The 25870-nt window shown below is 73.4% G+C and carries 22 protein-coding genes and 5 tRNA genes; 20 read left to right on the top strand and 7 right to left on the bottom strand.

The genetic code is table 11. The features are described from left to right. On the bottom strand, window positions 1-4020 hold a 4020-nt coding region (locus SM793_RS15930; RefSeq protein ID WP_320438835.1), incomplete at its 3' end, for a nitrate- and nitrite sensing domain-containing protein. A gap of 630 nt (window positions 4021-4650) precedes the next feature. Here SM793_RS15930 and SM793_RS15925 point away from each other — a divergent pair. From SM793_RS15925 to SM793_RS15890, 8 genes are all read left to right on the top strand, one after another. Next, complete coding sequence (locus SM793_RS15925; protein WP_320438834.1) at window positions 4651-4872, top strand: hypothetical protein; 222 nt, start codon at window positions 4651-4653, stop codon at window positions 4870-4872. Between the two features lie 229 nt (window positions 4873-5101). Continuing rightward, a complete protein-coding gene (locus tag SM793_RS15920) occupies window positions 5102-5902 on the top strand; it encodes a fumarylacetoacetate hydrolase family protein (protein ID WP_320438833.1) in 801 nt (266 codons plus the stop codon). Further along, a complete protein-coding gene (gene gltX, locus SM793_RS15915) occupies window positions 5895-7400 on the top strand; it encodes a glutamate--tRNA ligase (protein ID WP_320438832.1) in 1506 nt (501 codons plus the stop codon). Before SM793_RS15920 ends, gltX begins: the two co-directional genes overlap by 8 nt. 263 nt (window positions 7401-7663) lie before the next feature. Continuing rightward, window positions 7664-7735 (top strand) — tRNA-Gln (locus SM793_RS15910). A 40-nt stretch (window positions 7736-7775) separates the two neighbouring features. Then, window positions 7776-7848, top strand: a tRNA-Glu gene (locus tag SM793_RS15905). A gap of 27 nt (window positions 7849-7875) precedes the next feature. Further along, window positions 7876-7948, top strand: a tRNA-Glu gene (locus SM793_RS15900). 26 nt (window positions 7949-7974) lie between these two features. Further along, window positions 7975-8047: transfer RNA gene (locus SM793_RS15895), tRNA-Glu, on the top strand. Between the two features lie 48 nt (window positions 8048-8095). Continuing rightward, window positions 8096-8170, top strand: a tRNA-Gln gene (locus SM793_RS15890). 197 nt (window positions 8171-8367) lie between these two features. Here SM793_RS15890 and SM793_RS15885 read toward each other — a convergent pair. Beyond that, complete coding sequence (locus tag SM793_RS15885; protein ID WP_030306825.1) at window positions 8368-9081, bottom strand: IclR family transcriptional regulator; 714 nt, start codon at window positions 9079-9081, stop codon at window positions 8368-8370. Window positions 9082-9312: 231 nt separating this feature from the next. Here SM793_RS15885 and leuC point away from each other — a divergent pair, with 231 nt between their 5' ends. The 4 genes from leuC (at window position 9313) to SM793_RS15865 (ending at window position 12736) form a co-directional block, all read left to right on the top strand. Beyond that, window positions 9313-10734, top strand: a complete 1422-nt coding sequence (gene leuC, locus SM793_RS15880; protein WP_320438831.1) for a 3-isopropylmalate dehydratase large subunit — start codon at window positions 9313-9315, stop codon at window positions 10732-10734. A gap of 5 nt (window positions 10735-10739) precedes the next feature. Then, window positions 10740-11336, top strand: coding sequence for a 3-isopropylmalate dehydratase small subunit (gene leuD / locus SM793_RS15875; protein WP_320438830.1), 597 nt, complete (start codon window positions 10740-10742; stop codon window positions 11334-11336). A gap of 184 nt (window positions 11337-11520) precedes the next feature. Then, window positions 11521-11868, top strand: coding sequence for a hypothetical protein (locus SM793_RS36430; protein WP_375979800.1), 348 nt, complete (start codon window positions 11521-11523; stop codon window positions 11866-11868). A 133-nt stretch (window positions 11869-12001) separates the two neighbouring features. Beyond that, window positions 12002-12736 (top strand): HU family DNA-binding protein, encoded by a 735-nt coding sequence (locus SM793_RS15865; protein WP_320438829.1) that lies wholly within the window; start codon window positions 12002-12004, stop codon window positions 12734-12736. A gap of 161 nt (window positions 12737-12897) precedes the next feature. Here SM793_RS15865 and SM793_RS15860 read toward each other — a convergent pair whose 3' ends face one another. Further along, the gene (locus SM793_RS15860) at window positions 12898-13119 is read right to left on the bottom strand and encodes a hypothetical protein (RefSeq protein ID WP_320438828.1); all 222 of its coding nucleotides are present in this window, start codon (window positions 13117-13119) and stop codon (window positions 12898-12900) included. A gap of 42 nt (window positions 13120-13161) precedes the next feature. After that, window positions 13162-13881, bottom strand: coding sequence for a 2-phospho-L-lactate guanylyltransferase (gene cofC, locus SM793_RS15855; protein WP_320438827.1), 720 nt, complete (start codon window positions 13879-13881; stop codon window positions 13162-13164). 212 nt (window positions 13882-14093) lie between these two features. Between cofC and SM793_RS15850 the strand changes: the two genes are divergently transcribed. The 3 genes from SM793_RS15850 (at window position 14094) to SM793_RS15840 (ending at window position 17170) form a co-directional block, all read left to right on the top strand. Next, complete coding sequence (locus tag SM793_RS15850) at window positions 14094-14918, top strand: lysophospholipid acyltransferase family protein (RefSeq protein WP_320438826.1); 825 nt, start codon at window positions 14094-14096, stop codon at window positions 14916-14918. Further along, entirely contained in the window at window positions 14915-15916 is a 1002-nt protein-coding gene (locus SM793_RS15845) for an NAD(P)H-dependent glycerol-3-phosphate dehydrogenase (protein WP_320438825.1), read from the top strand. Before SM793_RS15850 ends, SM793_RS15845 begins: the two co-directional genes overlap by 4 nt. 111 nt (window positions 15917-16027) lie before the next feature. Continuing rightward, complete coding sequence (locus tag SM793_RS15840; RefSeq protein ID WP_320438824.1) at window positions 16028-17170, top strand: D-alanine--D-alanine ligase family protein; 1143 nt, start codon at window positions 16028-16030, stop codon at window positions 17168-17170. 100 nt (window positions 17171-17270) lie between these two features. On the opposite strand, the gene SM793_RS15835 is transcribed toward SM793_RS15840, so the two are convergent. Further along, entirely contained in the window at window positions 17271-17783 is a 513-nt protein-coding gene (locus SM793_RS15835) for a DUF3515 domain-containing protein (RefSeq protein ID WP_320438823.1), read from the bottom strand. Between the two features lie 20 nt (window positions 17784-17803). Then, window positions 17804-18037, bottom strand: coding sequence for an Lrp/AsnC ligand binding domain-containing protein (locus SM793_RS15830; protein ID WP_320438822.1), 234 nt, complete (start codon window positions 18035-18037; stop codon window positions 17804-17806). Window positions 18038-18252: 215 nt separating this feature from the next. Between SM793_RS15830 and SM793_RS15825 the strand changes: the two genes are divergently transcribed. The 3 genes from SM793_RS15825 to thiD all read left to right on the top strand — a co-directional run bounded on the left by SM793_RS15825 (window position 18253) and on the right by thiD (window position 21231). After that, a complete protein-coding gene (locus tag SM793_RS15825; RefSeq protein ID WP_320438821.1) occupies window positions 18253-19218 on the top strand; it encodes a thiamine-phosphate kinase in 966 nt (321 codons plus the stop codon). A gap of 171 nt (window positions 19219-19389) precedes the next feature. Continuing rightward, complete coding sequence (locus tag SM793_RS15820) at window positions 19390-20415, top strand: 6-phosphofructokinase (RefSeq protein WP_320438820.1); 1026 nt, start codon at window positions 19390-19392, stop codon at window positions 20413-20415. A gap of 18 nt (window positions 20416-20433) precedes the next feature. Further along, window positions 20434-21231 (top strand): bifunctional hydroxymethylpyrimidine kinase/phosphomethylpyrimidine kinase, encoded by a 798-nt coding sequence (gene thiD, locus SM793_RS15815; RefSeq protein WP_320438819.1) that lies wholly within the window; start codon window positions 20434-20436, stop codon window positions 21229-21231. 184 nt (window positions 21232-21415) lie between these two features. Here thiD and rpmB read toward each other — a convergent pair whose 3' ends face one another. Next, a complete protein-coding gene (gene rpmB / locus SM793_RS15810) occupies window positions 21416-21601 on the bottom strand; it encodes a 50S ribosomal protein L28 (RefSeq protein WP_073813963.1) in 186 nt (61 codons plus the stop codon). A 283-nt stretch (window positions 21602-21884) separates the two neighbouring features. Here rpmB and SM793_RS15805 point away from each other — a divergent pair, with 283 nt between their 5' ends. After that, window positions 21885-23516 (top strand): DAK2 domain-containing protein, encoded by a 1632-nt coding sequence (locus SM793_RS15805; protein ID WP_320438818.1) that lies wholly within the window; start codon window positions 21885-21887, stop codon window positions 23514-23516. Window positions 23517-23596: 80 nt separating this feature from the next. Continuing rightward, the gene (gene recG, locus SM793_RS15800; RefSeq protein WP_320438817.1) at window positions 23597-25828 is read left to right on the top strand and encodes an ATP-dependent DNA helicase RecG; all 2232 of its coding nucleotides are present in this window, start codon (window positions 23597-23599) and stop codon (window positions 25826-25828) included. The last annotated feature ends 42 nt before the right edge of the window (window positions 25829-25870 follow it).

The raw sequence follows: 25870 nt of genomic DNA, 5'->3' as shown, positions 1-25870 counted from the left end.
ATCTGCGGCGTTGCCGTCGTTCCGGCCCCCGAAACTGTCGAACCCGGGCTGCTGGGGACCATGGTGGGATCCGGCCGGGTCGGCCGGCTGCTGGCCCGCGGCCTGCTCGGCACCGGCCCGGCGGCCCTGCTGGATGCCGCGGCGCAGGTTGGTGAGACGGCCGCGGACCTCCTCGGGCGCGCGGGACACCTGCGGGCCCGTCAGCGGGGACGACTCGGCGGTTCCGGAGACCAGGTTGGCCTGCGGGGTGCGCCGGGGGAGACCCGACATGGTGACCCCGCTGGTCGAGGGCTCGCGGACCTGCTCGGCCCGGCGCCAGCGCTCGTCGTTGGCGGACGGGCGCCACGGGGCCTCGCCGGGCTGCTGCTGGCCCGGGGCCTGCTGCTGGGCCTGCGGGGGCGCCTGCTGCTCGGGCCGCGACTGCGGAGCCTGGGCCTGCGGGACCTGCTGCTGAGCCTGCTGCTGGGGTGCCGGCCGCTGGGCGTGCGGCTGCTGGGCCTGCGGAGCCCGCTGCTGCTGCGGGGCCTGGGCCTGCTGCTGCGGCTGCCGCTGCTGCGGTGCCTGCTGCTGCGGGCCCTGCGGCCGGCCCTGGGGGGCCTGCCGCTGACCCTCCTGCGACGGCGGGAAGCCCGGGGCCGTGGTCCCGGGACGGCGCGGCTGGTACGCCTGCTCGCCCGGGCGGCCCTCCTCGCGGTACCAGCCCTGCTCGGCCGGCGCCCCGCCCTCGGACGGGCCGGACGGCAGCGCCATCGGCTCCTGCCGCGCGGGCGGCTGCTGGACCTGCGGCTGCTGGACCTGCTGCTGCGGGGCCTGCGGCTGCTGGACGTTCCGCTCCGGACGGACCGGGGTCGGCACGCTCGGCAGCACCGGCTCGACCAGGCCGAGGCCCAGCGGGTCGCGCGGGTCGATGTCACTGGCCTCGAACCGGGGCCGGGCGAACTGCTGGGTGCTCTCCATCGAGGTGTCGGCCGCCGGCAGCGGCTGGGGCTGCTGGGCCTGCGGCAGCGGCTGCTGCCGGCCCGGCTGCGGACGGCTGCCCTGGGCGGGCTGCTGCGGACGGCCGCCCTGACCCTGCTGCGGGCCCTGGGGACCCTGCGGCGGCCGGCCCTGCGGACCGGGACGGCCCTGGCCGGGGCGCTGGCGCTGCGGCAGCCCGTCCTGCGGACGCTCGCCCGGGCGGGCACCCTGCGGTGCCGGCGCGCCGGGGCGGCCCGTCTGGTCGGCCCAGCCGTGCTGCGGCTGCTCGCCGCCGCGGGCGGCGGGGGCGGCGGGGGCGCCGGCGCCCTGCGGGCGCTCCTGGCCGGGGCGGCGTGCCCCGGGACCGCTCTGCTGCGGGCCGCCCTGCTGAGGACCGCTCTGCTGAGGACCGCTCTGCTGCGGGCCGTTCTGCTGCGGGCCGTTCTGCTGGGGACCCTGGGGACCGCCGGGCTGCCGGTCGCGCCGGGGCAGACCACCGGGGGCGCCCTGCTGCGGGTCCTGACGGCCCGGGGAGCGCTGCGGGAGGCCGCCCTGCTGGTTCGGGGCGCCCTGCTGCGGCGGGGCCTGCCGGCCCGGAGCCGGTCGGCCCTGGCCGCCCTGGCCGCCCTGCCGGTTCGGGCCCTGCTGGTTGGGCGCCTGCGGGTTCGGGCCCTGCTGGTTGGGGCCCTGCGGGTTCGGCGTGCCCGGACGACCGGCCTGCGCCGGGTTCTCCCGCAGCGACTGGCCGATCTGGCGGGTCGGCAGACCGCCGGCGGGGGCGCCGGGGGCACCCTGGCCGCCGGACGGGCCGGGGCCGCCCTGGCCGAGCTGCGGCCGGCCCTGCGGGGCACCGCCCGCCGGAGCCTGGCCGAGCGCGGCCCGGTCGCCGGCGCGGCCGCCCTGGCCGGCCGGCATCTGGCGCTGCTGGCGCGGCGTCGGGGCGACCCCGCGCTGCTGCTTGGGCGGCTGGCCGCCGCCGGGGCGACCGGCGCCGCGACGGTCGGCGGAGTTGGTGACGTCCACCGGGAGCATGACCAGCGCGGTGGTGCCACCGGAGTCGCTGGGACGCAGCTGGATGCGGATGCCGTGTCGCAGGGACAGGCGGCCGACCACGAAGAGGCCCATGCGGCGGGAGACGGAGACGTCCACCGTCGGCGGGTTGGCGAGGCGCTCGTTGATCTCGGCGAGGTCGTCCGGGCTCAGACCGATACCGGTGTCGTGGATCTCGACCAGCACCCGGCCGTCCGGCAGGGCGTGGCCGGTGACCCGGACGCGGGTCTGCGGGCTGGAGAACGAGGTGGCGTTCTCCAGCAGCTCGGCGAGAAGGTGGACGAGGTCGTTGACGACGCGGCCGGCGACCTCGGCCGACGGCACGGCGGCGAGTTCGATGCGCTCGTACTGCTCCACCTCGGAGGCGGCGGCGCGGAGCACGTCGACCAGCGGGACGGGGCGGGTCCAGCGGCGGCCCGGGTCCTCACCGGCGAGGACGAGGAGGTTTTCGCCGTTGCGGCGCATACGGGTCGCGAGGTGGTCCAGCTTGAAGAGGTTGGCCAGCTGGTCCGGGTCCGCCTCGCGGCTCTCCAGCTCGGAGATGAGCGACAGCTGGCGCTGGATGAGGCCCTGGCTGCGGCGCGAGAGGTTGGTGAACATCGCGTTGATGTTGCCGCGGAGGAGGGCCTGCTCGGCGGCGAGGCGGACGGCCTCGCTGTGCACCATGTCGAAGGCGTGGGCCACGTGGCCGATCTCGTCCGTGGAGTCGACGCCGACCGGTTCGACGGCGACGTCGACGTCGTGCGGGTCGGTCTCGGAGAGCGTCTTGACCAGCTCGGGCAGTCGCCGCTCGGCGACGTCCTCGGCCGCGGACTGGAGCCGGGTCAGCGAGCGCACCATCGAGCGGGCGATCAGACCGGCGCCACCGAGGGCGACGAGCAGCACGAGTGCCACGGCGGCACCGATGATCAGGGCCTCGGTGTCGGCCTGGGACTGGAGCTCCTGGGCCTTTCCGTCGAGGTCCTCGATGAGCTTGGACTCGATCCGGCGCTCGGCGGCGATCTTGGCGGTGGACTGCTCGTACCAGTCCTTGTAGCTGACGACCTCGCTCTGGTGGATACCGCTCTGCTGCAGGATCGAGCGCGCGTAGCGGTCGGCCGCGGCGACGACCGAGTTGTAGCTCAGCTGGCCGCGCAGGTTGTCCAGGTCGTGCGAGGTGTAGATGTTGTTGAAGCCGGTCAGCGCGTTGTCGTAGGACGACTTCAACCGGATGCCGAAGGACTCGTCGCTCAGGCTGAGGTCCGGGCCGGCCGGGTTGGCGAGCGCGGCGCTGATCAGCGCGCGCTGCTGCGAGGTGGAGTTCTTGGCGAGCGAGAACTGCTGCAGGGCGCGGGTCGCGCGGACCAGCTCGCGGTTGTTGGACGCGAGCGCGATGTCCTGGGTGATCGACAGCAGGTCGCGGATGATCACGTCGTAGGCGGTGATCGTCGCCTGGATGTTCTGGTTGTTCTGGTACGGGTTGCCACGCGCGTCGGAGACCGAGTTCAGGTCCTTGCGGATCTGGAAGAGCAGGGCCTTGCCGCCGGAGAGCTCGAGGTTCTCGAACTTGTCCGCGGACGCGGTGAAGGTGCGGCTGAGGTCGTCGGTGACCTTGCGGGCGGCGACGATGTCGTCGTCCAGCGGCGCGTTGGGCTTGTTGGTCATCGGACCCGCGCTGACGTCCCGCTCGCTCTGCAGGGCGTTGGCGAGGTCGGTCGCCTTCTTGGCCAGGTCGGAGAGGTTGGCCATCTGGGCCAACTGCTGCGAGGTCTCGAGCGAGGTCTGGATGCGCAGGCCACCGAGGACCAGCGCGACCATGACCGGGAGCGCGAGCAGGGCGATCAGCTTGCTGCGGATCCGCCAGTTGCGCATGGCGAGCCGGCTCATGCCCTTGGCCCGGCGGCGGGTCAGCGAGGACCGGAGCTTGCCCCGGGCCGACGTCCGCTCCGCGCCCTCGTCCTCCGGCCGTCCGATCACGTCGGGCGTCGGTTCGGCCGGACCGCCGGGGGCCGCCGCCGGCTGGGGGGCTGCCACCGGCTCACGCGACTCAGGGTCACCCGCGCCGCCGCTACCCCTTTTGAAACGTCCCTGCACTGGCGTCGCAACCTCTGGACCGGGCGTCCCGCCGCGTCGCCGCAGCCTGGACGGTGTGGAGTTTCCATCCGCACCCCGGCCGGTCCGGGAGAGCGGGTCACCGGGGTGGAGTACTCCCTACCCACGGTCCGTGGCATTCCAGCACAGCCGGGGAATCCCAACAAGGGCGAGCGGGGCACATCGGACGGCACTACCCACCGCGCGCGGAATCTCACGGTCTGTACGGCAACCGGACCCGAATACCGCCTTTTTCGGACACTCGTCAGATACATGCCAACCAGACCCGAGATCAACCGGATGCACGGCGCTTCGGGTATGACCGATATATCCGATATGCCGGTAAAAACTGATGCAGCGACATGTCGGATATCGGCGATATGTTCCGTGATTTGTGATGAAACTCACAGATGAATGTGTAGCTTTGGTCACGGTCCCTGTGGAAAGAGATCCGTAACCTTTGCGGTATCCGGAGCACGGCCCCGATTCAGCCTGCCCAGAATCCTCCCGAATCACTCAGGCCGGGGCCGATCGAGGTCGGTCGCCCGGCCACGACCTTGAGGTGCTGACGAGATGTCCCAGGCGAAGAAGGCCGCCGAGTCCACGCTGTCCGCCACGTCCACCGCGAACCCGCGCCGGACGACGCTGGCCTCGGTCGAGGACTTCGGCCAGATCCCCGGCGCCCGCAGGCCCGAGGCCGCCGCGACCTACCCGACCGACCTGCCGACCTCCACCGCCAACCCGCGCCGCACCCGGCTGATGGTCGCTCCGGTGGTGAACGTCCCGCAGGACTGAAGCGTTCCGCATACGCCCTGACGGGCCCCGCCACCCCGGTGGCGGGGCCCGTCGCGTCCCCGGGCGTCCCGGCCGGCGTCCGGACACCCCGGGCCGGTGGAGGGGCCGGGCCGGAGCCCGCGCGATAGCCTGGGCGGCGATTGAACGGGGCCGGGCCCGAAGCGGGACCGGCCTCCACCAGCGCCCGGGCGCGCCCCGGGCGGCCGACGACGCGAGGGGTGCCCGAGCCGTGCGCATTGCCAGGTTTTCCGTCCGGGAAGGGAGTCCTGCCGCCGGCAGCGTCTCCTTCGGTGTGGTCGAGGGGGACCCGGCGCGGCCCGAGTCGCTGGTGGTCCACGGGCTGGCGGGCCACCCGTTCGGCCAGCCCCGGCCGAGCGGTGAGAGCTACCGCTTCCAGGACGTCCGGCTGCTGAGCCCGATCCTGCCCAACAAGATCGTCGCGGTCGGCCGCAACTACGCCGCGCACGCCGCCGAGCTGGGCAACGCCGTCCCGGACGTCCCGCTCACCTTCTTCAAGCCCTCCACCTCGGTGATCGGGCCGACCGAGAGCATCGCCTACCCGCCGTTCTCCTCGGACGTCCAGCACGAGGCGGAACTGGCCGTGGTGATCGGCCGGATGTGCCGCGAGGTGCCGCTGGAGCGGGTCCCCGAGGTGATCCTCGGCTACACCTGCGCCAACGACGTCACCGCCCGCGACGTCCAGCAGCGCGAGGGCCAGTGGGCCCGCGCCAAGGGCTTCGACACCGCCTGCCCGCTCGGCCCCTGGATCGAGACCGACCTCGACCCCTCGGACCTCGCCGTCACCTGCACGGTCAACGGCGAGCTCCGGCAGACCGGCCGCACCTCCCTGATGGTCCGCTCGGTCGCCGAGCTGATCGTCCACATCTCCGAGGCCATGACGCTGCTGCCCGGCGACGTCGTCCTCACCGGCACCCCCGCCGGGGTGGGCCCGATCCAGGTCGGCGACGAGGTCGCGGTCACCGTCGAGGGCATCGGCACCCTCGCCAACAAGGTGGTCAAGCGTGGCTAGCGAGCCCGCCGGACCGGCCGTCCGGGTGCGCTTCTGCCCCTCCCCGACCGGCAACCCGCACGTGGGCCTGGTCCGCACCGCCCTGTTCAACTGGGCCTTCGCCCGCCACCACGGCGGCACCCTGGTCCTCCGGATCGAGGACACCGACGCCGCCCGCGACTCCGAGGAGTCCTACGGGCAGCTGCTCGACGCGATGCGCTGGCTCGGCCTGGACTGGGACGAGGGCCCGGAGGTGGGCGGCCCGCACGCGCCGTACCGGCAGTCGCAGCGGCTGGACGTCTACGCCGACATCGCCCGCAGGCTGCACGAGGCGGGCCACGCCTACCACTGCTACTGCTCCACCGAGGAGCTGGACGCCCGCCGCGAGGCCGCCCGCGCGGCCGGGAAGCCGTCCGGCTACGACGGCCGCTGCCGTGACCTGACGGACGACCAGGTGGCCGTCCACCGGCTGGAGCGACGGGAGCCGGTGCTGCGCTTCCGGATGCCGGACACCACGATCACCTTCGACGACCTGGTCCGCGGCACCCTGTCCTTCGAGCCCGGGAACGTGCCCGACTACGGCATCGTCCGGGCCGGCGGCGCACCGCTCTACACCCTGGTCAACCCGGTGGACGACGCCCTGATGGGCATCACCCACGTCCTGCGCGGCGAGGACCTGCTCTCCTCCACCCCCCGCCAGATCGCGCTCTACGCCGCGCTCGCCGACATCGGCGTGGGCGACGGCGGCACCCCGAGGTTCGGCCACCTGCCCTACGTCATGGGCGAGGGCAACAAGAAGCTCTCCAAGCGGGACCCGCAGGCCTCGCTCAACCTCTACCGGGAGCGCGGCTTCATCCCCGAGGGGCTGCTCAACTACCTCTCGCTGCTGGGCTGGTCGCTGGCCGAGGACCGCGACGTCTTCACCGTGGACGAGCTGGTGGCGGCCTTCGACGTCACCAGGGTGAACGCCAACCCGGCCCGCTTCGACCTGAAGAAGTGCGAGGCGGTCAACGCCGAGCACGTGCGCCGGCTGGCCCCGGAGGACTTCGTCCGCCGGTTGGTGCCCCACCTCCAGGGGGCCGGCCTGCTGCCGGCCGAGCCGACCGCCGAGCAGCTGGAGCTGCTGGCCGCGGTCGCGCCGCTCACCCAGGAGCGGATGGTCGTGCTGGGCGAGATCGTGGCGATGGCCGGCTTCCTGTTCGTCGCCCCGGAGGACTTCGCGCTCGACCCGGACGACGCCGCCAAGGTGCTCACCGCGGACACCCGACCGGTGCTGGAGGCCGGGATCCGGGCCCTGGCGGCGCTCGACGGGTTCACCGCCGAGCCGATCCAGGCCGCGCTGCGCGAGGCGCTGGTGGAGGGGCTGGGCATCAAGCCGAAGTTCGCCTTCACCCCGCTGCGGGTGGCCGTGAGCGGCCGCCGGATCTCCCCGCCGCTCTTCGAGTCGATGGAGCTGCTCGGCCGCGCCGAGACGCTGCGCCGGTTGAACGCGGCCCTGGCCGGCCTGCCCGGGGCCTGACCGCGGCACCGCTCCGACCGGCCGCCGGACATCGGCGGCACCCCGCGGGCCCGGCCTCGGCGCCGGGCCCGCGGCGCCCCCGGAGGTCACCGGACGGCCCCCTTCCCGCTGCCTGGGGTTATCGATTTTGGAGCCGGGGCGGACGTCGGGTAATGTTCTTTCTGCGCCGCCCGGGAGGGCAACGACGCGGGAGTCAAAGCCCCCGCCGGAGCCGAGCGGGAGGCGCGAGCCCGAGAGGATCCCCGACAGGGGTTCAACTCTGGTGGGGTATGGTGTAATTGGCAGCACGAGTGATTCTGGTTCATTTAGTCTAGGTTCGAGTCCTGGTACCCCAGCGCAGTACCCCGCGGTCCAGACCGCGACAAGTGAAGACAAGCCCCCGTTGTGTAGCGGCCTAGCACGCTGCCCTCTCACGGCAGTAGCGCCGGTTCGAATCCGGTCGGGGGTACTGGTCCCGCAAGGGACCGCCTGGAAAGCCCCCGTTGTGTAGCGGCCTAGCACGCTGCCCTCTCACGGCAGTAGCGCCGGTTCGAATCCGGTCGGGGGTACTGGTTCCGCGAGGAATCGCCAGGATGCCCCCGTTGTGTAGCGGCCTAGCACGCTGCCCTCTCACGGCAGTAGCGCCGGTTCGAATCCGGTCGGGGGTACTGAAGCAGGAAGCCGATGGGGTAGCTCATCGGCTGATTGCTTTGTTTTGGGGTATGGTGTAATTGGCAGCACGAGTGATTCTGGTTCATTTAGTCTAGGTTCGAGTCCTGGTACCCCAGCCAGAAAAGAAAGGCCCCGGCCCCCGGGGTCTTTTTTGATTTACCGGACCATCCGGAATTCATCCGGAATCCATCGGGAGCCCCCGTCCGAAGGGCCCCGCTCGACCACGAGCGGGGCCCTTCACGGTTTCTCGGTGGGGGAGAGTGCGGGGGAGTGGGGGGAGGCGGGGAAGGCGTGGGGGCGGGCGGGGGCGGGCGGGTCAGCTGCGGCGCAGCGCCTCGGTGAGGCGGTTGGCGGCCTCGATGATGGCCTGGGCGTGCAGTCGCCCGGGGTGGCGGGTCAGGCGCTCGATCGGCCCCGAGACCGAGACGGCGGCCACGACGCGGTTGGAGGGCCCGCGGACCGGCGCGGAGACGGAGGCGACGCCCGGCTCCCGCTCGCCGATCGACTGGGCCCAGCCGCGCCGCCGGACCCCGCTCAGCGCGGTGGCGGTGAACCGGGCGCCCTGGAGGCCGCGGTGCAGCCGCTCGGGCTCCTCCCAGGCCAGCAGGACCTGGGCGGCCGAGCCGGCCTTCATCGGCAGGGTGCTGCCGACCGGGACGGTGTCCCGCAGACCGGAGAGCCGCTCGGCGGCCGCGACGCAGATCCGCATCTCGCCCTGGCGGCGGTAGAGCTGTGCGCTCTCGCCGGTGACGTCGCGCAGGTGGGTCAGGACCGGGCCCGCGGTGGCGAGCAGCCGGTCCTCGCCCGCCGCGGCGGAGAGTTCGGACAGGCGCGGGCCGAGGATGAAGCGGCCCTGCATGTCCCTGGTGACCAGACGGTGGTGTTCGAGTGCGACGGCGAGTCTGTGGGCCGTGGGGCGCGCCAGACCGGTGGCGGCGACCAGCCCCGCCAACGTGGCGGGGCCCGACTCCAGTGCGCTCAGCACCAGAGCGGCCTTGTCGAGCACGCCGACGCCGCTAGAGTTGTCCATGCGCTAAGACTGCAGTCTCATTCCGCGAGACGCAAGTTCAATCTTCTGCGAAAAGCGCCACTCTGGATGCAGCAGCCCGGGAGACATCCAGGATGCGACCCCGCCGAGGTGTCCGCATCGTGGACACCGATCCGGTGTGCAGGTCGCTCGTCGCGGACCGGACCGGCCCGCGGCAGCTTCGACCTCGACGACACGAGAAGGCCGGCAACGCGGCCGGCTGGAGGGAATCCGATGGGACGGACACTCGCAGAGAAGGTCTGGGACGACCACGTCGTGCGGCGCGCGGAGGGCGAGCCCGACCTGCTCTTCATCGACCTGCACCTGCTCCACGAGGTGACCAGCCCGCAGGCCTTCGACGGCCTCCGGCTGGCCGGCCGCACGGTCCGCCGCACCGATCTCACGATCGCCACCGAGGACCACAACACCCCGACCCTGGACATCGACAAGCCGATCGCCGACCCGGTCTCCAGGGTCCAACTGGAGACCCTGCGCAAGAACGCGGCCGAGTTCGGCGTCCGGATCCACTCCCTCGGCGACATCGAGCAGGGCGTCGTGCACGTCGTCGGCCCCCAGCTGGGCCTCACCCAGCCCGGCACCACCGTGGTCTGCGGCGATTCCCACACCTCCACCCACGGCGCGTTCGGCGCGCTGGCGTTCGGCATCGGCACCAGCCAGGTCGAGCACGTGCTCGCCACCCAGACGCTGCCGCTGGCCCCGTTCCGGACCATGGCGATCACCGTCGAGGGCGAACTGCCCGAGGGCGTCACCGCCAAGGACCTGATCCTGGCGATCATCACCCGGATCGGCACCGGCGGCGGCCAGGGCTACGTCCTGGAGTACCGGGGTTCGGCGATCCGCGGCCTCTCCATGGAGGCCCGGATGACCATCTGCAACATGTCCATCGAGGCGGGCGCCCGGGCCGGCATGATCGCCCCGGACGAGACCACCTTCGCCTACCTCAAGGACCGCCCGCACGCCCCGCGGGGCGAGGACTGGGACGCCGCCGTCGAGTACTGGCGGACCCTGGGCACCGACGAGGACGCGGTCTTCGACCACGAGATCTTCATCGACGCCGCCGAGCTGACCCCCTTCGTCACCTGGGGCACCAACCCCGGCCAGGGCGCCCCGCTCGGCGCCTCGGTGCCGGACCCGGCCTCCTTCGCCGACCCGCAGGAGCGGACCGCCGCCGAGAACGCCCTCGCCTACATGGGACTGGAGGCCGGTACCCCGCTGCGCGAGGTCGCCGTCGACGCGGTCTTCGTCGGCTCCTGCACCAACGGCCGGATCGAGGACCTGCGCGCCGCCGCCGACCTGCTGCGCGGCCGCCGGATCGCCGACGGCGTGCGGATGCTGGTCGTCCCGGGTTCCGTCCGGGTCGCCCTCCAGGCCGTCGAGGAGGGCCTGGACAAGGTGTTCACCGCGGCCGGCGCCGAATGGCGGCACGCGGGCTGCTCGATGTGCCTGGGGATGAACCCGGACCAGCTCGCCCCCGGCGAGCGCTGCGCCTCGACCTCGAACCGCAACTTCGAGGGCCGCCAGGGCAAGGGCGGCCGCACCCATCTGGTCTCGCCCCAGGTCGCCGCCGCGACCGCCGTCCTGGGCCGCCTCGCGGCCCCCGCCGATCTGGTGGCCGACGCCGCCGTGGAGGTCTGAGCAGCATGGAGAAGTTCACCACCCACACCGGGCGGGCCGTGCCGCTGCGCCGCAGCAACGTCGACACGGACCAGATCATCCCCGCCCACTGGCTGAAGAAGGTCACCCGTTCCGGTTTCGAGGACGGCCTGTTCGAGGCCTGGCGCCGGGACGAGTCGTTCATCCTCAACCGGCCCGAGCGGCAGGGCGCCACCGTCCTGGTGGCCGGCCCCGAGTTCGGCACCGGCTCCTCCCGCGAGCACGCCGTCTGGGCCCTGCAGAACTACGGTTTCCACGCCGTGATCTCCTCGCGCTTCGCCGACATCTTCCGTGGCAACTCGCTGAAGAACGGCCTGCTCACCGTGGTCCTCCCGCAGGAGACCGTGGAACGGCTCTGGCAGCTGACCGAGGCGGACCCGACGGCGCCCGTCACCGTCGACCTGGAAGCCCGCGAGGTGCGGGCCGAGGGCATCACCGCGCCGTTCGAACTGGACGACAATCTCCGTTGGCGGCTGCTCAACGGGCTGGACGACATCAGCATCACGCTGCGGAACGAGGCCGACATCGCGGCCTTCGAGAAGGGCCGGCCGTCGTTCAAGCCGCGCACCCTGCCGGCGGCCTGACCTCCCGTTCTGAACAAGCATTCTGACGAACCGCCGGATGGCCCGCCTCCCCCCTCGGGGGGGCGGGCCATCCGCCGTTCCGGGGCGGGAGTTGTGCCCGTCCGCGGGCCCCGGATTGGCGATTCGGTTTTGCGGCGGAGGGCCCCGCGCATGCACAACTGCGCGTAGATGGCACAATCAGAGCATGCACCGGCACCATGAACCTCCGTACGCGGGCGGCGAACCCGCGTCACCGGAGTCCACGGGCCGGGGATCCGAACGCCGAATTGACGATCGGCCGGACGCCGCCACCTCACCTGCTGAGGGGCCGGACGACCCGGAAGTCGCAGCGCTCTTCGCGCTTGTGGCCGAGCGGTTGAAGCAAGCTCACGACCGCGTGCATGCGCTGAACGTGTCTGCCGATGCAAAGACCGCTCTCACCCGTCAACTGCTGATCGTCACCGAGGCCGCCAAGCGCGATCTTCCGGAGGCGGCGCGGCGGTTGAGTCGCTTTGTGCAGGACCTCGACGAGGGGCGCCCGCCCGTCGTCTGAGGTCGCCGACGCGCAAATCCATTGCGACACTAGGGTGATTCGCGCGTTTGGTAATTGAAAGTCCGCAGATACATACCTAACGTGCGAAATGAACGGATGGAATCATCCGGCGCCCGTTTCTGAAGGGGAAGACGTGAACAAGGCTCAGCTTGTCGAAGCGGTGGCCGAGCAGCTGGGCGGTCGCAAGGCTGCCGCAGAGGCCGTCGACGCAGTACTCGACACCATGGTGCGCGCCGTCGTGGCCGGCGACCGTGTTTCGGTCACCGGTTTCGGCACCTTTGAGAAGGTGGAGCGCTCCGCGCGCTTCGCCCGTAACCCGCAGACCGGCGAGAAGGTCAAGGTCAAGAAGACCTCGGTGCCGCGCTTCCGTCCGGGCCAGGGTTTCAAGGACCTGGTCAGCGGCGCCAAGAAGCTGCCGAAGGAAGGCCCCTCGGTGAAGAAGGCGCCCAAGGGCTCCCTCACCCCGGGCAAGAGCGGTGTCGCCGCCACCCCGGCCGCCAAGCGTGCCGCCACCAAGCGCGCCGCCACGGCCGCTGCCGCCGCCGCTGCCGCCACCCCGGCGAAGAAGGCCGCCGCCAAGAAGACGGCCACCAAGGCGACCGCCACCAAGGCCGCCGCCAACAAGACGGCCGCGACCAAGAAGACGGCCGCCGCCAAGAAGGCGACCACCACCGCCGCCGCGAAGAAGACCACCGCGACCGCGACCAAGAAGACGGCCGCGACCGCCAAGAAGGCGACCACCGCCGCCGCCGCGAAGAAGACCACCGCGACCGCGACCAAGAAGACGGCCGCCGCCGCCAAGAAGACGGCACCGGCGAAGAAGACCACCACCCGCAAGACCACCGCGCGCAAGACCACCGCCAAGTAGTCGGTGCGCGTCGTCGTCGGACGACCTTCGCGAGCCGTGGCGCCGCCCTCCTCCGGGAATTCCCGGCGGGGTGGTGCCACGGCTTATCGCTTTTCCGGAATTACTCCCCGCGGTCGCGGCTCCCGGTGGCTCCGCGACTCCTGAGCGCGCCGCCGGCCCGGTCAGCCGGCGGCCGGGTCCGGGAAGGTCTGCAGCGTCAGGAAGACCACCCGCCGGGCGTCGCCGGCGCCCTCGGTGCGGATCCGCACCCGCTGGCCCGGGCGCAGCAGCCGCAGCCCGCCGGCGTCGAAGGCGGCGGTGTCGAACGGCACCGGGGTCCCGTCGTCGAGCAGCACGGAGCCGGCCCGGGTGGCGGGGTCGAAGGTGAACGCGGTGGCCTGCATGCCAGCAGCATAGCGAGGGGCACCGACAGCCCCGGTGGTGTGTCAGCCGGGCAGCGGTGCGTCGGACGGCCCCTGTCGCGGCAGGTATCCGAGCCGGACGGCCAGGGCGCGGGTGTGCGGTCCGACGCCGAGCGCCAGCGCCTCGGCCAGGTCCTCGCCGGTGTCGACGTCGCGGCGGACCGACTCCACGCCGGACAGCCGCAGTTCGCGGGCGCCGCCGGCCGCGTGCCGGGCCCGCGAGCCGTCCCCGAACGCGGGGTCGAGCGGACTGCCCGGGGCGCAGGCCAGCAGAGTGGTGCCCAGCCCGGGCGCGTCCGGCAGGAAGGCCCGGCCGGTCGCCGGGACGGCGGCCAGCACCCGGCCCAGCTCGGCCGGGCGCAGGGCCGGCAGGTCCGCCGAGAGCGCGGCCAGCGGCGCGTGGGGTGCGAGGGCCAGCGCCGCCGCCGCGCCGTGCGCCAGTGCCTCGTTGAGGCCGCCGCCGGGCTCGTCGTCGACCACCAGGGCGCCGAGCGCGGCCAGCCGCGCCCCGGCCCCGGCGTCCCGGGTGACCACCAGCACCCGGCCGGTCCCCGGAGCGGCCAGCGCGGCCGTGACGGTGTCGAGGGCGAACGAGAGTGCGAGGTCGGGGCGGTGCGGGCCGGCGAACGGGGCCAGCCGGGACTTGGCCCCGGCGAGCCGTTTGAGCGGCAGTACCAGCGACCAGTCGGCGGCGGGTGCGGCGGGCGCGACGGGGCTGCCGGGGCGTACGGTGTCCTGGGTCATCGGCGTCATTGTGACGCCGGTCCCGGAGCCCTCGCCAGGCCGTCCGAACTGTGCGGACGTGCGTTTGATCACGCCCGCCGGACGTCCGGGCGGGGTCGCTCGACAGCCGGTGAGCGGTCGGGCGACACTGTTCCGCGCCCGCGCCCCGAGAGGCGGCGGAAGCGAGATCGACCGCGGCACCCCACGTGCCGCACGAATGAGGAGGACCTGGGGTGGCCCGCCGCTCGTACGCCAGCTTCGGCAACGCCGACTACGGCTTCTGGTACCGCTTCGCGGCCGTGCTGGTGAAGCCGGTGAACACCGCGCTGGTCAAGCCCGACTGGCGAGGCTGGGAGCACCTGCCGAAGCGGGGCGGCTTCATCACCGCGGTCAACCACAACTCGATCATCGACCCCGTGGTGTACGCGCACTGGCAGTACAACAGCGGGCGGCCGCCGCGGATCCTCGGCAAGTCCTCGCTGTTCTCGATCCCCTTCATCGGGTTCATGCTCCGCAAGACCGGCCAGATCCCGGTGTTCCGCGAGTCGACCGACGCGGCGCAGGCCTTCCGGTCCGCCATCGACGCGGTCAACAGCGGCCAGTGCGTGCAGTTCTACCCGGAGGGAACGCTCACCCGGGACCCGGGCCTGTGGCCGATGACCGGCAAGAGCGGGGTCGCCCGGGTGGCGCTGATGACCGGCGCGCCGGTGATCCCGGTGGCCCACTGGGGCGCGCACGAGATCATCCCGCCGTACGGCCGGGGCAGCGGGGGACGGAGCAGGTTCAACCTGTTCCCGCGCCACCGGGTGACCGTGGCGGCCGGGCCGGCCGTCGACCTGAGCAAGTACCAGGGCCAGGAACTCACCGCCCAGGTCCTCAGGGACGCCACCGAGGACATCATGACCGCGATCACCGCCGTGCTGGCCGACATCCGGGGCGAGGAACCGCCCGCGGAGCGGTACGACATGCGGGAGGCGGCCCGGCTCCGGGCCGCCGCCGCGGCCCGCCGCGGGAGCGGCGGCCGTGGCAACGACCAGGCAGGGGAGGAAGTCAAGTGACCCGCTGCGCCGTGTTCGGCACCGGTTCCTGGGGTACCGCGTTCGCGATGATCCTCGCGGACGCCGGCTGTGAGGTGACCCTCTGGGGCCGCCGCCAGGAGTTGGCGGACGCCGTCAACGCCACCCACACCAACCCGGACTACCTGCCCGGGGTCCGGCTGCCGGACGGCGTCCGGGCCACCACCGACCCCGCCGAGGCGCTGGCCGGCGCGGACTTCGCGGTGCTGGTGGTGCCCTCGCAGACGCTGCGCGAGAACCTCGCCGCCTGGGCGCCGCTGCTGGAGCCGCAGACCGTCCTGGTCAGTCTGATGAAGGGCATCGAACTCGGCACCGCGAAGCGGATGAGCGAGGTCGTCGCCGAGGTCGCCGCGGTCGGCCAGGAGCGGATCGCCGTGGTCAGCGGGCCCAATCTGGCCCGGGAGATCGCCAACCGGCAGCCCGCCGCGAGCGTGGTCGCCTGCACCGACGAGGCGGTCGCCAAGCGGCTCCAGGCGGCCTGCCACACGCCGTACTTCCGGCCGTACACCAACACCGACGTGATCGGCTGCGAGCTGGGCGGGGCGGTCAAGAACGTGATCGGCCTGGCGGTCGGCATGGCCGACGGCATGGGCCTCGGCGACAACACCAAGGCGACCCTGATCACCCGGGGGCTCGCCGAGACCACCCGGCTCGGGCTGGCGCTCGGCGCCGACCCGTACACCTTCGCGGGCCTGGCCGGCATGGGCGACCTGGTGGCCACCTGCTCCTCCCCGCTCTCGCGCAACCACACCTTCGGCACCAACCTGGGCCGGGGCATGTCGCTGGCCGAGACCATCGCGGCCACCCGGCAGACCGCGGAGGGCGTCAAGTCCTGCGAATCGGTGCTCGACCTGGCCCGGCGCAACGGTGTCGACATGCCGATCGTCGAGGCGGTGGTGGACGTCGTGCACAACGGGCGCCCCACCCAGGAGGCACTGCGGGCGCTGATGTCCCGTTCGGCCAAGCCCGAACGGCGCTGACGGCCCGGTCCGGCCGGGCGCCGCTCGGGCTCCGGCCCGGGCCCGGCCGGCTCGGGCCGGCCGGGTCGGTCACTGTCCCGAAACCAGCCTCGGGGTACCCTCTGTCGCGATATGAGCATCGAACAGACCTCCCAGAACCCGTCCGCGAAGCCGCGGGTCGCCGTCGTGTTCGGCGGCCGCAGCTCCGAGCACGCCATCTCGGTCTCCACCGCGGGCAGCGTGCTGAGGGCGATCGACCGCGACAAGTACGAGGTGCTGCCGATCGGCATCACCCACGAGGGCCGCTGGGCGCTGGCCAGCGACGAGCCGGCCCGGATGGCGATCACCGACGGCCGGCTGCCGGACGTCGACCACGTCGCCGAGTCCACCGAGGGCCGGGTCGCGCTGCCGGTCGACCCCGGCAGCCGCGAGGTGGTCTGGAGCGAGCCCGGCGCCGCCCCCAAGGCGCTCGGTGAGGTGGACGTGGTCTTCCCGCTGCTGCACGGCCCGTGGGGCGAGGACGGCACGCTCCAGGGCCTGCTGGAACTCTCCGGCGTGCCGTACGTCGGCAACGGCGTGCTGGCCAGCGCGGCGGGCATGGACAAGGAGTTCACCAAGCGCCTGCTGGCCTCGCACGGCCTCGGCGTCGGGCGGTACACCGTGGTCCGGCCGCGCGAGTGGGAGACCGAGGAGGGCCGGGCCGCCGTCCGCGAGCGCGTCGCGGGACTCGGCCTGCCGCTGTTCGTGAAGCCCTGCCGGGCCGGCTCCAGCATCGGCATCAGCAAGGTCAAGGACCTCTCCGACCTCGATGCCGCGATCGAGGAGGCGCGCCGCCACGACCCCAAGCTGATCATCGAGGCGGGTGTCTCCGGCCGCGAGCTGGAGTGCGCGGTGCTGGAGTTCGAGGACGGCCCGCGGGCGAGCGTCCCGGCCGAGGTCCTGGTCGGCGGCGGCTACGAGTTCTACGACTTCGAGGCCAAGTACATCGACTCCTCCGAGGTCCGGATCCCGGCCGAGCTCACCGCCGAGCAGACCGCCGAGATCCGCCGCCGGGCGATCGAGGCCTTCGAGGCGCTCGGCTGCGAGGGTCTGGCCCGGGTGGACTTCTTCCTGCTCGACGACGGCAGCTGGATGGTCAACGAGGTCAACACCATGCCCGGCTTCACCCCGATCTCGGCCTACCCGAAGATGTGGGAGGCCAGCGGGATGTCGTACCCGGAGCTGGTCGACCGGCTGCTGCAGGCGGCGCTGCGCCGCTCGACCGGCCTGCGGTAACCCGCGCCGGCGGCGTGACGGGGCGGTCCCGGGAACCGGGCCGCCCCGCTCGCGTGCCGGTCGGGCCGGGCCGGGTCAGGTCGGCTCGGGTCGGGCCGGTTCAGGGGATGGTGACGGCGACCACGGGGGAGAGCGCGGCGACCACGTCCATCGGGTTGGCGAACGAGCCGTCGGGAACGGTGAGCTCCACATAGGCCTTGCGCATCGTGGTGGTGTAGCGGTAACCGCCGTCCCCCAGCTGCTGCGGCCACCAGGTCACGTCGTCGATCGTCGGCGCGATGTCCGTGGCGGCCGGGCCGTTCAGGGCCTCGGGCCGGTCCACGCCGCAGCGCAGCACCACCTTCGGCGAGCTGGCCCAGGCGGCCACGAACGGCGAGGCGGGGGCCGGGTCCTTGCGCGGGTGGCCGTACAGCTCCTGGGGGAGCGCGTCGGCGAGGGCCCGGCAGTAGCCGGCGGCCTTGGGGGCCGGGTCCGGCGTCTCGATCTTCTCGGGCGTGCTCCAGCTGCCGACCAGCACCACGACGGTGCAGGTGAGCGCGGTCGGCACCGCCAGCCACCGAACGGGGGCCGGCAGTGCCGCCAGGAAGCGGGGGGCGCGGAGTTCTCGGGTCACCCGCCGATGGTATGCGGGTCTTACAGGTGGACCACGGGACAGGTCAGGGTGCGGGTGATGCCCTCGACCTGCTGGACCTTGGCGACGACCAGACGGCCGAGGTCGTCCACGGTGTCGGCCTCGGCCCGGACGATCACGTCGTACGGGCCGGTGACGTCCTCGGCCTGGAGGACACCGGGGATCTTGGCGATGGACCCGGCGACGGCGCTGGCCTTGCCGACCTCGGTCTGAATCAGGATGTAGGCCTGTACCACGGGGACCTCCGGGCGGCTGGGTACGGGGATCGCGGCCGTGCCGGCCCGGTCGGGTGTCGGGTGGCGAACGGGCTCACGGCAGACTGATCACCACGCTACCCTCCGGCGGGCCGGGTAGGGGAGACCTCTGCGTCCTCGGAGGGCGTACGCTGCGCGCGAGGCGGCGTGGCCGCAGGACGTAGGCGCCCGACCGGGCGCGACCGGGAGGACGGCAGATGCAGGGGACCGTGGGCGAGCTCGGCGAGTTCGGACTCATCAGGGAGCTGACCGCCCGGGTGCCGCTCACCGACGCGGTCGACCTCGGCCCGGGCGACGACGCCGCCGTGGTGAAGGCCCCGGACGGCCGGGTGGTGGCGACCACCGATGTGCTCATCGAGAACCGGCACTTCCGCCGGGACTGGTCCACCGCGTACGACGTGGGCCGCAAGGCCGCCGCGCAGAACCTCGCCGACGTGGCCGCGATGGGCGCGGTCCCGACCGCGATCCTGCTCGGCCTGGTCGCGCCGGCGGACCTGCCGACCACCTGGGCCACCGAGCTGATGGACGGACTGCGCGACGAGTGCCAGGTGGCCGGCGCGACGGTGGTCGGCGGTGACGTGGTGCGCGGGGACACCATCATGCTGGCCATCACGGCGCTCGGGGACCTCCAGGGGCGCGCGCCGGTGACGCGCGCCGGTGCCCAGGTGGGCGACGTGGTCGCGGTCACCGGCTGGCTCGGCTGGTCGGCGGCGGGCCTGACGGTGCTGCAGCGGGGCTTCCGCTCGCCGCGGGCGTTCGTCGAGGCCCACCGCCGCCCCGAACCGCCGTACCACGCGGGGCCGTCCGGCGCGGAGCTCGGCGCCACCGCGATGATCGACGTGAGTGACGGGCTGGTGGCCGACCTCGGGCATGTGGCGCTGGCGAGCGGGGTGGACATCGACCTGCGGGCGGCGGACTTCGACGTGCCCGCGCAGATGGCGGACATCGGCCAGGCGGTCGGGGTCGACCCCATGGTGTGGGTGCTGGCCGGGGGAGAGGACCACGCGATCGTGGCGACCTTCCCGCGCGGGGTCCAACTGCCCGCCCGCTGGCGGGTGGTGGGCGAGGTCGTCGGCCGCTCGCGGGCGGCCAGGGGCGGCCGGGTGACGGTGGACGGCGAGGCCTGGGACCGGGTCGGCGGCTGGGACCACTTCTCGGAGTGACCGGGCGTACGACGGGGGCGCGCGACGAGGGCGCGCGACCCTCCCGGGTGCCCGCGCGAACCCGTCCCCGACGGGCTGTGTGCGTAGGCTTGGCCCACAGCCGGCCACCCGTCCTACGATGAGTGGTCTGGACCACTGTGGTCTGAACCATTTGGAGCGGGAGGCACCGGCATGCGCATCGGAGTCCTGACCAGCGGCGGCGACTGTCCCGGCCTGAACGCGGTGATCCGCTCCGTGGTGCACCGTGGCACCGATGTGCACGGCGACGAGATCGTCGGCATCGAGGACGGCTTCCTCGGACTGATCGAGGGCCGCACCCGCCCGGTCTCGCACGACGACGTCACCGGTCTGCTCACCCTCGGCGGCACCGTCCTCGGCTCGGCCCGGGTGCAGCGCGAGCGGATCGCCTGGGCGGTGGAGAACGCCAAGACCCTCGCCCGGGACATCGGCATCGACGCGCTGATCGCGATCGGCGGCGAGGGCACCCTCACCGCCGCCGGACTGTTCAGCGAGGCCGGACTGCCGGTGGTCGGCGTCCCGAAGACCATCGACAACGACATCGACGCCACCGACGTCACCTTCGGCTTCGACACCGCCGTGCACGTCGCGACCGAGGCGATCGACCGGCTCAAGACCACCGCCGAATCGCACCAGCGGGTGATGGTCGTCGAGCTGATGGGACGCCACACCGGCTGGATCACCCTCACCGCCGGCATGGCGGGCGGTGCGCACGGAATCCTGATCCCCGAGCGGCCGTTCGACATCGAGGGTGTGGCCCGGATGGTGGAGGACCGCTTCGCCCGGGGCAAGAAGTTCGCCATCATCGCGGTCGCCGAGGGGGCCTCCCCGACGCCCGGCACCATGCGCTTCGACCACGGCGGGCTCGACCGGTTCGGGCACCGCACCTTCGGCGGGATCGGCAACCGCCTCGCCCACGAGCTGGAGGACCTGCTCGGCAAGGAGGCCCGCCCGGTCATCCTCGGCCACGTCCAGCGCGGCGGCACCCCGACCGCCCGCGACCGCGTCCTCGCCACCCGCTTCGGCTGGCACGCCGTGGAGGCCGTCCACCGGGGCACGTTCGGCCACTTCACCGCACTGCGCCGGGGCGACATCCGGATGGTGCCGATCGCCGACGCGGTGACCCGGCTCAAGACCGTCCCCGAGGAGCGCTGGACCGAGTCGGAGGCCGTGCTCTGACCGCGTAGGTTGGGGGCCATGTCCTCCACCGCACCCCCCCGCGTGCTCACCGTCGCCGGCTCCGACTCCGGCGGCGGCGCCGGCATCCAGGCCGACCTCAAGGCGATGCTCGCCCTCGGCGTCCACGGCATGAGCGTCGTCACCGCCGTCACCGCGCAGAACTCGCTCGGCGTCCAGGGCTACTGGGAGCTGCCCGCCGAGGCCGTCCGGGCCCAGTTCCGCAGTGTGGTCGACGACATCGGCGTCCAGGCCGTGAAGACCGGCATGCTCGCCTCGATCGAGTTGGTCGAGACCGTCTCCGAACTGCTGACCGGTGTCGGCGCCCCGGTCGTGGTGGACCCGGTGGGCGTCTCCAAGCACGGCGACGCGCTGCTCGCCGCCGAGGCCGTCGCCACTGTCCGGGAGCGGCTGCTGCCGGTCGCCACCCTCGCCACACCCAACCTGCACGAGGTGACGCAGCTCACCGGCCGGACGGTCGAGGGCGAGGGGCAGATGCTGGACGCCGCCAAGGCGCTGCTCGACCTCGGGCCGCGCTGGGTGCTGGTCAAGGGCGGTCACCTGGCCGGAGAGGCGGCCGACCTGCTGTACGGGGGCGCGGGGGAGGAGTACTGGTACCGGGCGCCGCGCTACGACAACCGGCACACCCACGGCACCGGCTGCACCCTGGCCAGCGCGATCGCCTCGGGCCTGGCCAAGGGCGAGGAGCTGCCGGCGGCGGTGGCCTCGGCCAAGGAGTACATCACCGGCGCGATCGCCGGCGGCTTCGCGCTCGGCGCCGGGATCGGCCCGGTGGACCACGCCTGGCGGTGGCGCTAGGCGCTGCCCCCGGAGGTGTCTCCGGTCACGCCTCCGGAGGTGTGTCCGGAGGTGTGTCCGGACATGCCTGTGGGCGGGCCCGAGGGCCCGCCCACAGAAGGTCGGTTGGATACCGGAACAACAGAAAGCCGGTTCACCCGGGGATGAACCGACTCACTGGAGGACCGGCATACCGGTCTGCGCGTCAGCGCGAGACCTTACCGGCCTTGATGCACGAGGTGCAGACATTGAGCCGCTTCGGCGTCCGCCCAACCACAGCGCGCACCGTCTGGATGTTGGGGTTCCAGCGACGGGGGGTACGGCGGTGCGAGTGGGAGATGCTGTTGCCGAAGCCCGGCCCCTTGCCGCAGACGTCGCAGTTGGCAGCCACAGGAGTCACTCCAAGACTTCAGATCATTTACGTGAGACAACCCGCCGGACCAGCGGAGCACTCACGTGAACCGAACCGGACCAAGGGGAGAGCCCGGAATTGTTCCAGGCAACCGGAAGAGCATACAACGCTTGCTTCCGTTCGACGAAACTACCATGACCGGCCGGGTGATCGCTCCGGCCGCCGTGTCGGCCGCCGCCGTCCGGGCCCCGATAACCTGCCCGTACCACCCCTCGCCGTTCACCCTCAGGCCATCACGGCGTCCCACTCCGGAGGAGACCTGGTGCTGCACACGCTCGACGCCCCGGCCGTGCGCAGTTGGTGCCAACTGGCGCTGCGGGCGCTCGGCCAGGCCCGCGAGGAGATCGACGCACTCAACGTCTATCCCGTCCCGGACGGCGACACCGGCACCAACCTGTACCTGACCGTGGAGTCGGCCGCCGCCGCCGTCGAGAGCCGCTTCGCCGAACCGGGCCCCGGCCCGGCACCGAGCCTGGCGGAGACCGTCCGGGCGATGGCCCGCGGCGCGCTCGTCGGCGCCCGGGGCAACTCCGGGGTGATCCTCGCCCAGTGGCTGCGCGGCACCGCCGAGGCCCTCGCCGGGGGCGGCGGCGCCGACCAACTGCGGGCCGCCCTCCAACGGGCCGCCGACTCCGCCTACCAGGCGGTCGCCGAACCGGTGGAGGGCACCCTGCTGACCGTCGCCCGGATCGCCGCCGGGGAGGCCGCCCGGGCCGGCGGCGGTCTCGGCCAGGTCGCCGAGGCCGCCCACCGGGCCGCCAGGGAGGCCCTGCGGCACACACCCGAACAGCTCCCCGTCCTGGCCGAGAACGGCGTGGTGGACGCCGGCGGCCGGGGCCTGGTCGCCGTCCTCGGGGCGCTCGCCGACGCCGTCGCCGGCCACCAGCCGATGGGCCCGGTCGCGCTGCGCGACGACCTCCGGCCGGTGGAGAGCTGCCGGCTCCAGGTGCGCCCGCCCGGGCCCGGCCACCCCGCCTTCGAGGTGATCTACCTGCTGGACGCGCCCGACGAGGCACTGCCCGCGCTGCGCGAACGGCTCGCCGGGCTCGGGGACTCGCTGGTGGTCGGCGGTGGCGACGGCCTGTGGAACGTGCACGTCCACGTCGACGACGCGGGCGCCGCCGTCGAGGCCGGGGTCGGGGCCGGGCGCCCGCACCAGATCCGGATCACCCACTTCGCCGAGGCCGCCGCCCGCTCCGGCGCCGCCGCCGGCCGGGGCGAGACCGAGTGGCGGGCCCGCGCGGTGCTCTCGGTGGTCTCCGGCGCGGGCCTCGCCGAACTCTGCGAACAGGCCGGCGCGGTCGTGCTGCACGCCGAGCCCGGCCGCCCGCCGGCCAGCGCCGAACTCACCGCCGCCGTGCGCCGCGCCGCCGCCCGCGAGGTGGTGCTGCTGCTCAACGACCCCGAGCTGCGGGCCGCCGCCGGGGCCGCCGCCGACCAGCTGCGCGAGGAGGGGGTGCGGATCGCGGTGCTGCCCACCCGCTCGCCGGTCCAGGGGCTGGCCGCGCTCGCCGTGCACGAGTCCGGCCGGCGCTTCGACGAGGACGTGGTCGCGATGACCTCGGCGGCCGGTGCCACCCGGTACGCCGAACTGGCCGTCGCCGAGGGCGAGTCCTGGACCATGGCCGGGGTCTGCCAGGCCGGCGACGTGCTGGGGCTGATCGACGGGGACGTCGCGGTGATCGGCGCCGGACTGGCCGAGGTCGGCGCCAGCGTGCTGGACCGGATGCTCGGCGGCGGCGGCGAGCTGGTCACCCTGATCCTCGGCGAGGGCGCCCCCGGGGGCCTCGCCGAACAGCTGGCCGCCCACGCCCGGCACAGCCGCCCCGAGGTGGACGCGGTGGTCTTCCACGGCGGCCAGGAGTCGGCGCCGCTGCTCATCGGCGTCGAGTGAGCCGGGTGAGTGTCGGGTGAGTCGGGTGAGCGGGCCGTGTGCGGGCCGCGCTGTCGGTCCGGTGGTGTAGACAAGGGCTGATGGGCGCTCTCGATGAACCACTGACCAAGCTCGTCGGCGACCGGACCGCCAAGGTGCTCGCCGACAGCCTCAAGCTGCACACGGTCGGGGACCTGCTGCACCACTATCCGCGCCGCTACGTCGAGCGGGGCCAGCTCACCAGTCTGGACGAGCTGGAGGTCGACGAGCACGTCACCGTGCTGGCCCGGATCGACAAGGTCACCCTGATCCCGTTCCGCGGCCGCAAGGGCGACCGGCTGGAGGTGGTGGTCACCGACGGCCGCAGCCGCCTCACGCTGGTCTTCTTCAACCAGGGCTGGCGGCAGAAGGAGCTGCGACCGGGCACGCAGGGCCTGTTCGCGGGCAAGGTCGGGGTGTTCAACCGGGCCCGCCAGCTGGCCTCCCCCGACTACCAGCTGCTCGACGACGCGGACGGCGACGGCGCCGCCGCCCGGTTCGCCGGCCGGCTGATCCCGGTCTACCCGGCCAGCGCCCAGATGCCCAGCTGGAAGCTCGCGCTCTGCGTGGAGACGGCGCTCACCAAGCACGTGTCCGACGTCGGCGAGCCGCTGCCCGCCGAACTCCGCGACCGGCACGGCCTGATCGGGCTGCCCGAGGCGCTCGAACTGATCCACCGCCCGCCGAGCCAGGCCGACCGCGAACGCGCCCAGGACCGGCTCCGCTGGGACGAGGCCTTCGTGCTCCAGGTCGCCCTCGCCCGGCGCCGGGCCGCCGACTCCGCCCTGCCCGCCAAGCCGCGGGTGGCCCGCCCCGGCGGCCTGCTGGACGCCTTCGACGCCCGGCTGCCGTTCACCCTCACCGAGGGGCAGCACAAGGTCTCCGCCGAGATCGCCGCCGACCTGGCCGACGAGCACCCCATGCACCGGCTGCTCCAGGGCGAGGTCGGTTCCGGGAAGACCCTGGTGGCGCTGCGGGCCATGCTGGCCGTGGTCGACGCGGGCGGGCAGGCGGTGCTGCTCGCGCCCACCGAGGTGCTGGCCCAGCAGCACCACCGGTCGATCGTCGGGATGATGGGCGACCTCGCCGAGGGCGGCCTGCTCGGCGGCTCCGACCTGGGCACCCGGGTGGCGCTGCTCACCGGGTCGATGGGCGTGCCGGCCCGGCGGCAGGCGCTGCTCGACATGGCCTGCGGGGACGCCGGCATCGCGATCGGCACCCACGCCCTGATCGAGGACAAGGTGCAGTTCCAGGACCTCGGCCTGGTCGTGGTCGACGAGCAGCACCGGTTCGGCGTCGAGCAGCGGGACGCGCTGCGGGCCAAGGGCGAGCAGCCGCCGCACCTGCTGGTGATGACGGCCACCCCGATCCCGCGCACGGTCGCGATGACCGTCTTCGGGGACTTGGAGACCTCGGTCCTGGACCAGCTGCCGGCCGGGCGCTCGCCGATCTCCACCCATGTGGTGCCGGCCGTCGAGAAGCCCAACTTCCTGGCCCGGGCCTGGGAGCGGGTCCGCGAGGAGGTGGCCAAGGGCCACCAGGCGTACGTGGTCTGCCCCCGGATCGGCGACGAGGAGCCGGAGCCGGCGAAGGGCGCGAAGCGCAAGCGGCGGCTGGCGGACCTCGAGGAGCTGCTCGACGACGCGCCGGACGAGGGCGCGGCCGCCGACGGCGACCGGCGGCCCCCGCTGTCCGTGGTGGAGACCACCGCGAAGCTGGTGGCGGGCCCGCTGGCCGGGCTGCGGGTGGAGATCCTGCACGGCCGGCTGGCGCCGGAGGCCAAGGACGAGGTGATGCGCCGGTTCGCCGCCGGCGAGGTGGACGTCCTGGTCGCCACCACGGTGATCGAGGTCGGGGTGAACGTGCCGAACGCGACCGCGATGGTGATCATGGACGCGGACCGGTTCGGCGTCTCCCAGCTGCACCAGCTGCGCGGCCGGGTCGGGCGCGGCTCCGCCCCCGGACTCTGCCTGCTGGTCACCGACATGGCGGCGGCGAGCCCCGCCCGGGCCCGGCTGGACGCGGTGGCGGACACCCTGGACGGCTTCCGGCTGTCCCGGATCGACCTCGAACAGCGCCGCGAGGGCGATGTGCTGGGCCAGGCGCAGTCCGGGGTGAAGTCCTCGCTCAAGGTGCTCTCGGTGCTGGAGGACGAGGAGGTCATCGTGACCGCCCGGGCCGAGGCCACCCGGCTGGTCGCCGAGGACCCGGACCTCACCGCCCATCCGGACCTGCGCACGGCCCTGGCCAGCCTGCTGGACGAGGACCGCGCGGCCTACATGGAGAAGGGCTGACCGGCGTGGAGAAGGGCTGACGGGCCTGCCCGCGGGGCCCGC

This window comes from Kitasatospora purpeofusca, assembly GCF_034043715.1.
Taxonomy (GTDB): domain Bacteria; phylum Actinomycetota; class Actinomycetes; order Streptomycetales; family Streptomycetaceae; genus Kitasatospora; species Kitasatospora purpeofusca_A.
This window is presented reverse-complemented; position numbering and strand designations above follow the sequence as displayed.

Coding starts and splice junctions, on each gene's coding strand:
- SM793_RS15925 (WP_320438834.1), top strand. CDS start 4,651: ATGTCCCAGGCGAAGAAGGCCGCCGAGTCCACGCTGTCCGCCACGTCC.
- SM793_RS15885 (WP_030306825.1), bottom strand. CDS start 9,081: ATGGACAACTCTAGCGGCGTCGGCGTGCTCGACAAGGCCGCTCTGGTG.
- leuC (WP_320438831.1), top strand. CDS start 9,313: ATGGGACGGACACTCGCAGAGAAGGTCTGGGACGACCACGTCGTGCGG.
- leuD (WP_320438830.1), top strand. CDS start 10,740: ATGGAGAAGTTCACCACCCACACCGGGCGGGCCGTGCCGCTGCGCCGC.
- SM793_RS36430 (WP_375979800.1), top strand. CDS start 11,521: ATGCACCGGCACCATGAACCTCCGTACGCGGGCGGCGAACCCGCGTCA.
- SM793_RS15860 (WP_320438828.1), bottom strand. CDS start 13,119: ATGCAGGCCACCGCGTTCACCTTCGACCCCGCCACCCGGGCCGGCTCC.
- cofC (WP_320438827.1), bottom strand. CDS start 13,881: ATGACCCAGGACACCGTACGCCCCGGCAGCCCCGTCGCGCCCGCCGCA.
- SM793_RS15840 (WP_320438824.1), top strand. CDS start 16,028: ATGAGCATCGAACAGACCTCCCAGAACCCGTCCGCGAAGCCGCGGGTC.
- SM793_RS15825 (WP_320438821.1), top strand. CDS start 18,253: ATGCAGGGGACCGTGGGCGAGCTCGGCGAGTTCGGACTCATCAGGGAG.
- SM793_RS15820 (WP_320438820.1), top strand. CDS start 19,390: ATGCGCATCGGAGTCCTGACCAGCGGCGGCGACTGTCCCGGCCTGAAC.
- thiD (WP_320438819.1), top strand. CDS start 20,434: ATGTCCTCCACCGCACCCCCCCGCGTGCTCACCGTCGCCGGCTCCGAC.
- recG (WP_320438817.1), top strand. CDS start 23,597: ATGGGCGCTCTCGATGAACCACTGACCAAGCTCGTCGGCGACCGGACC.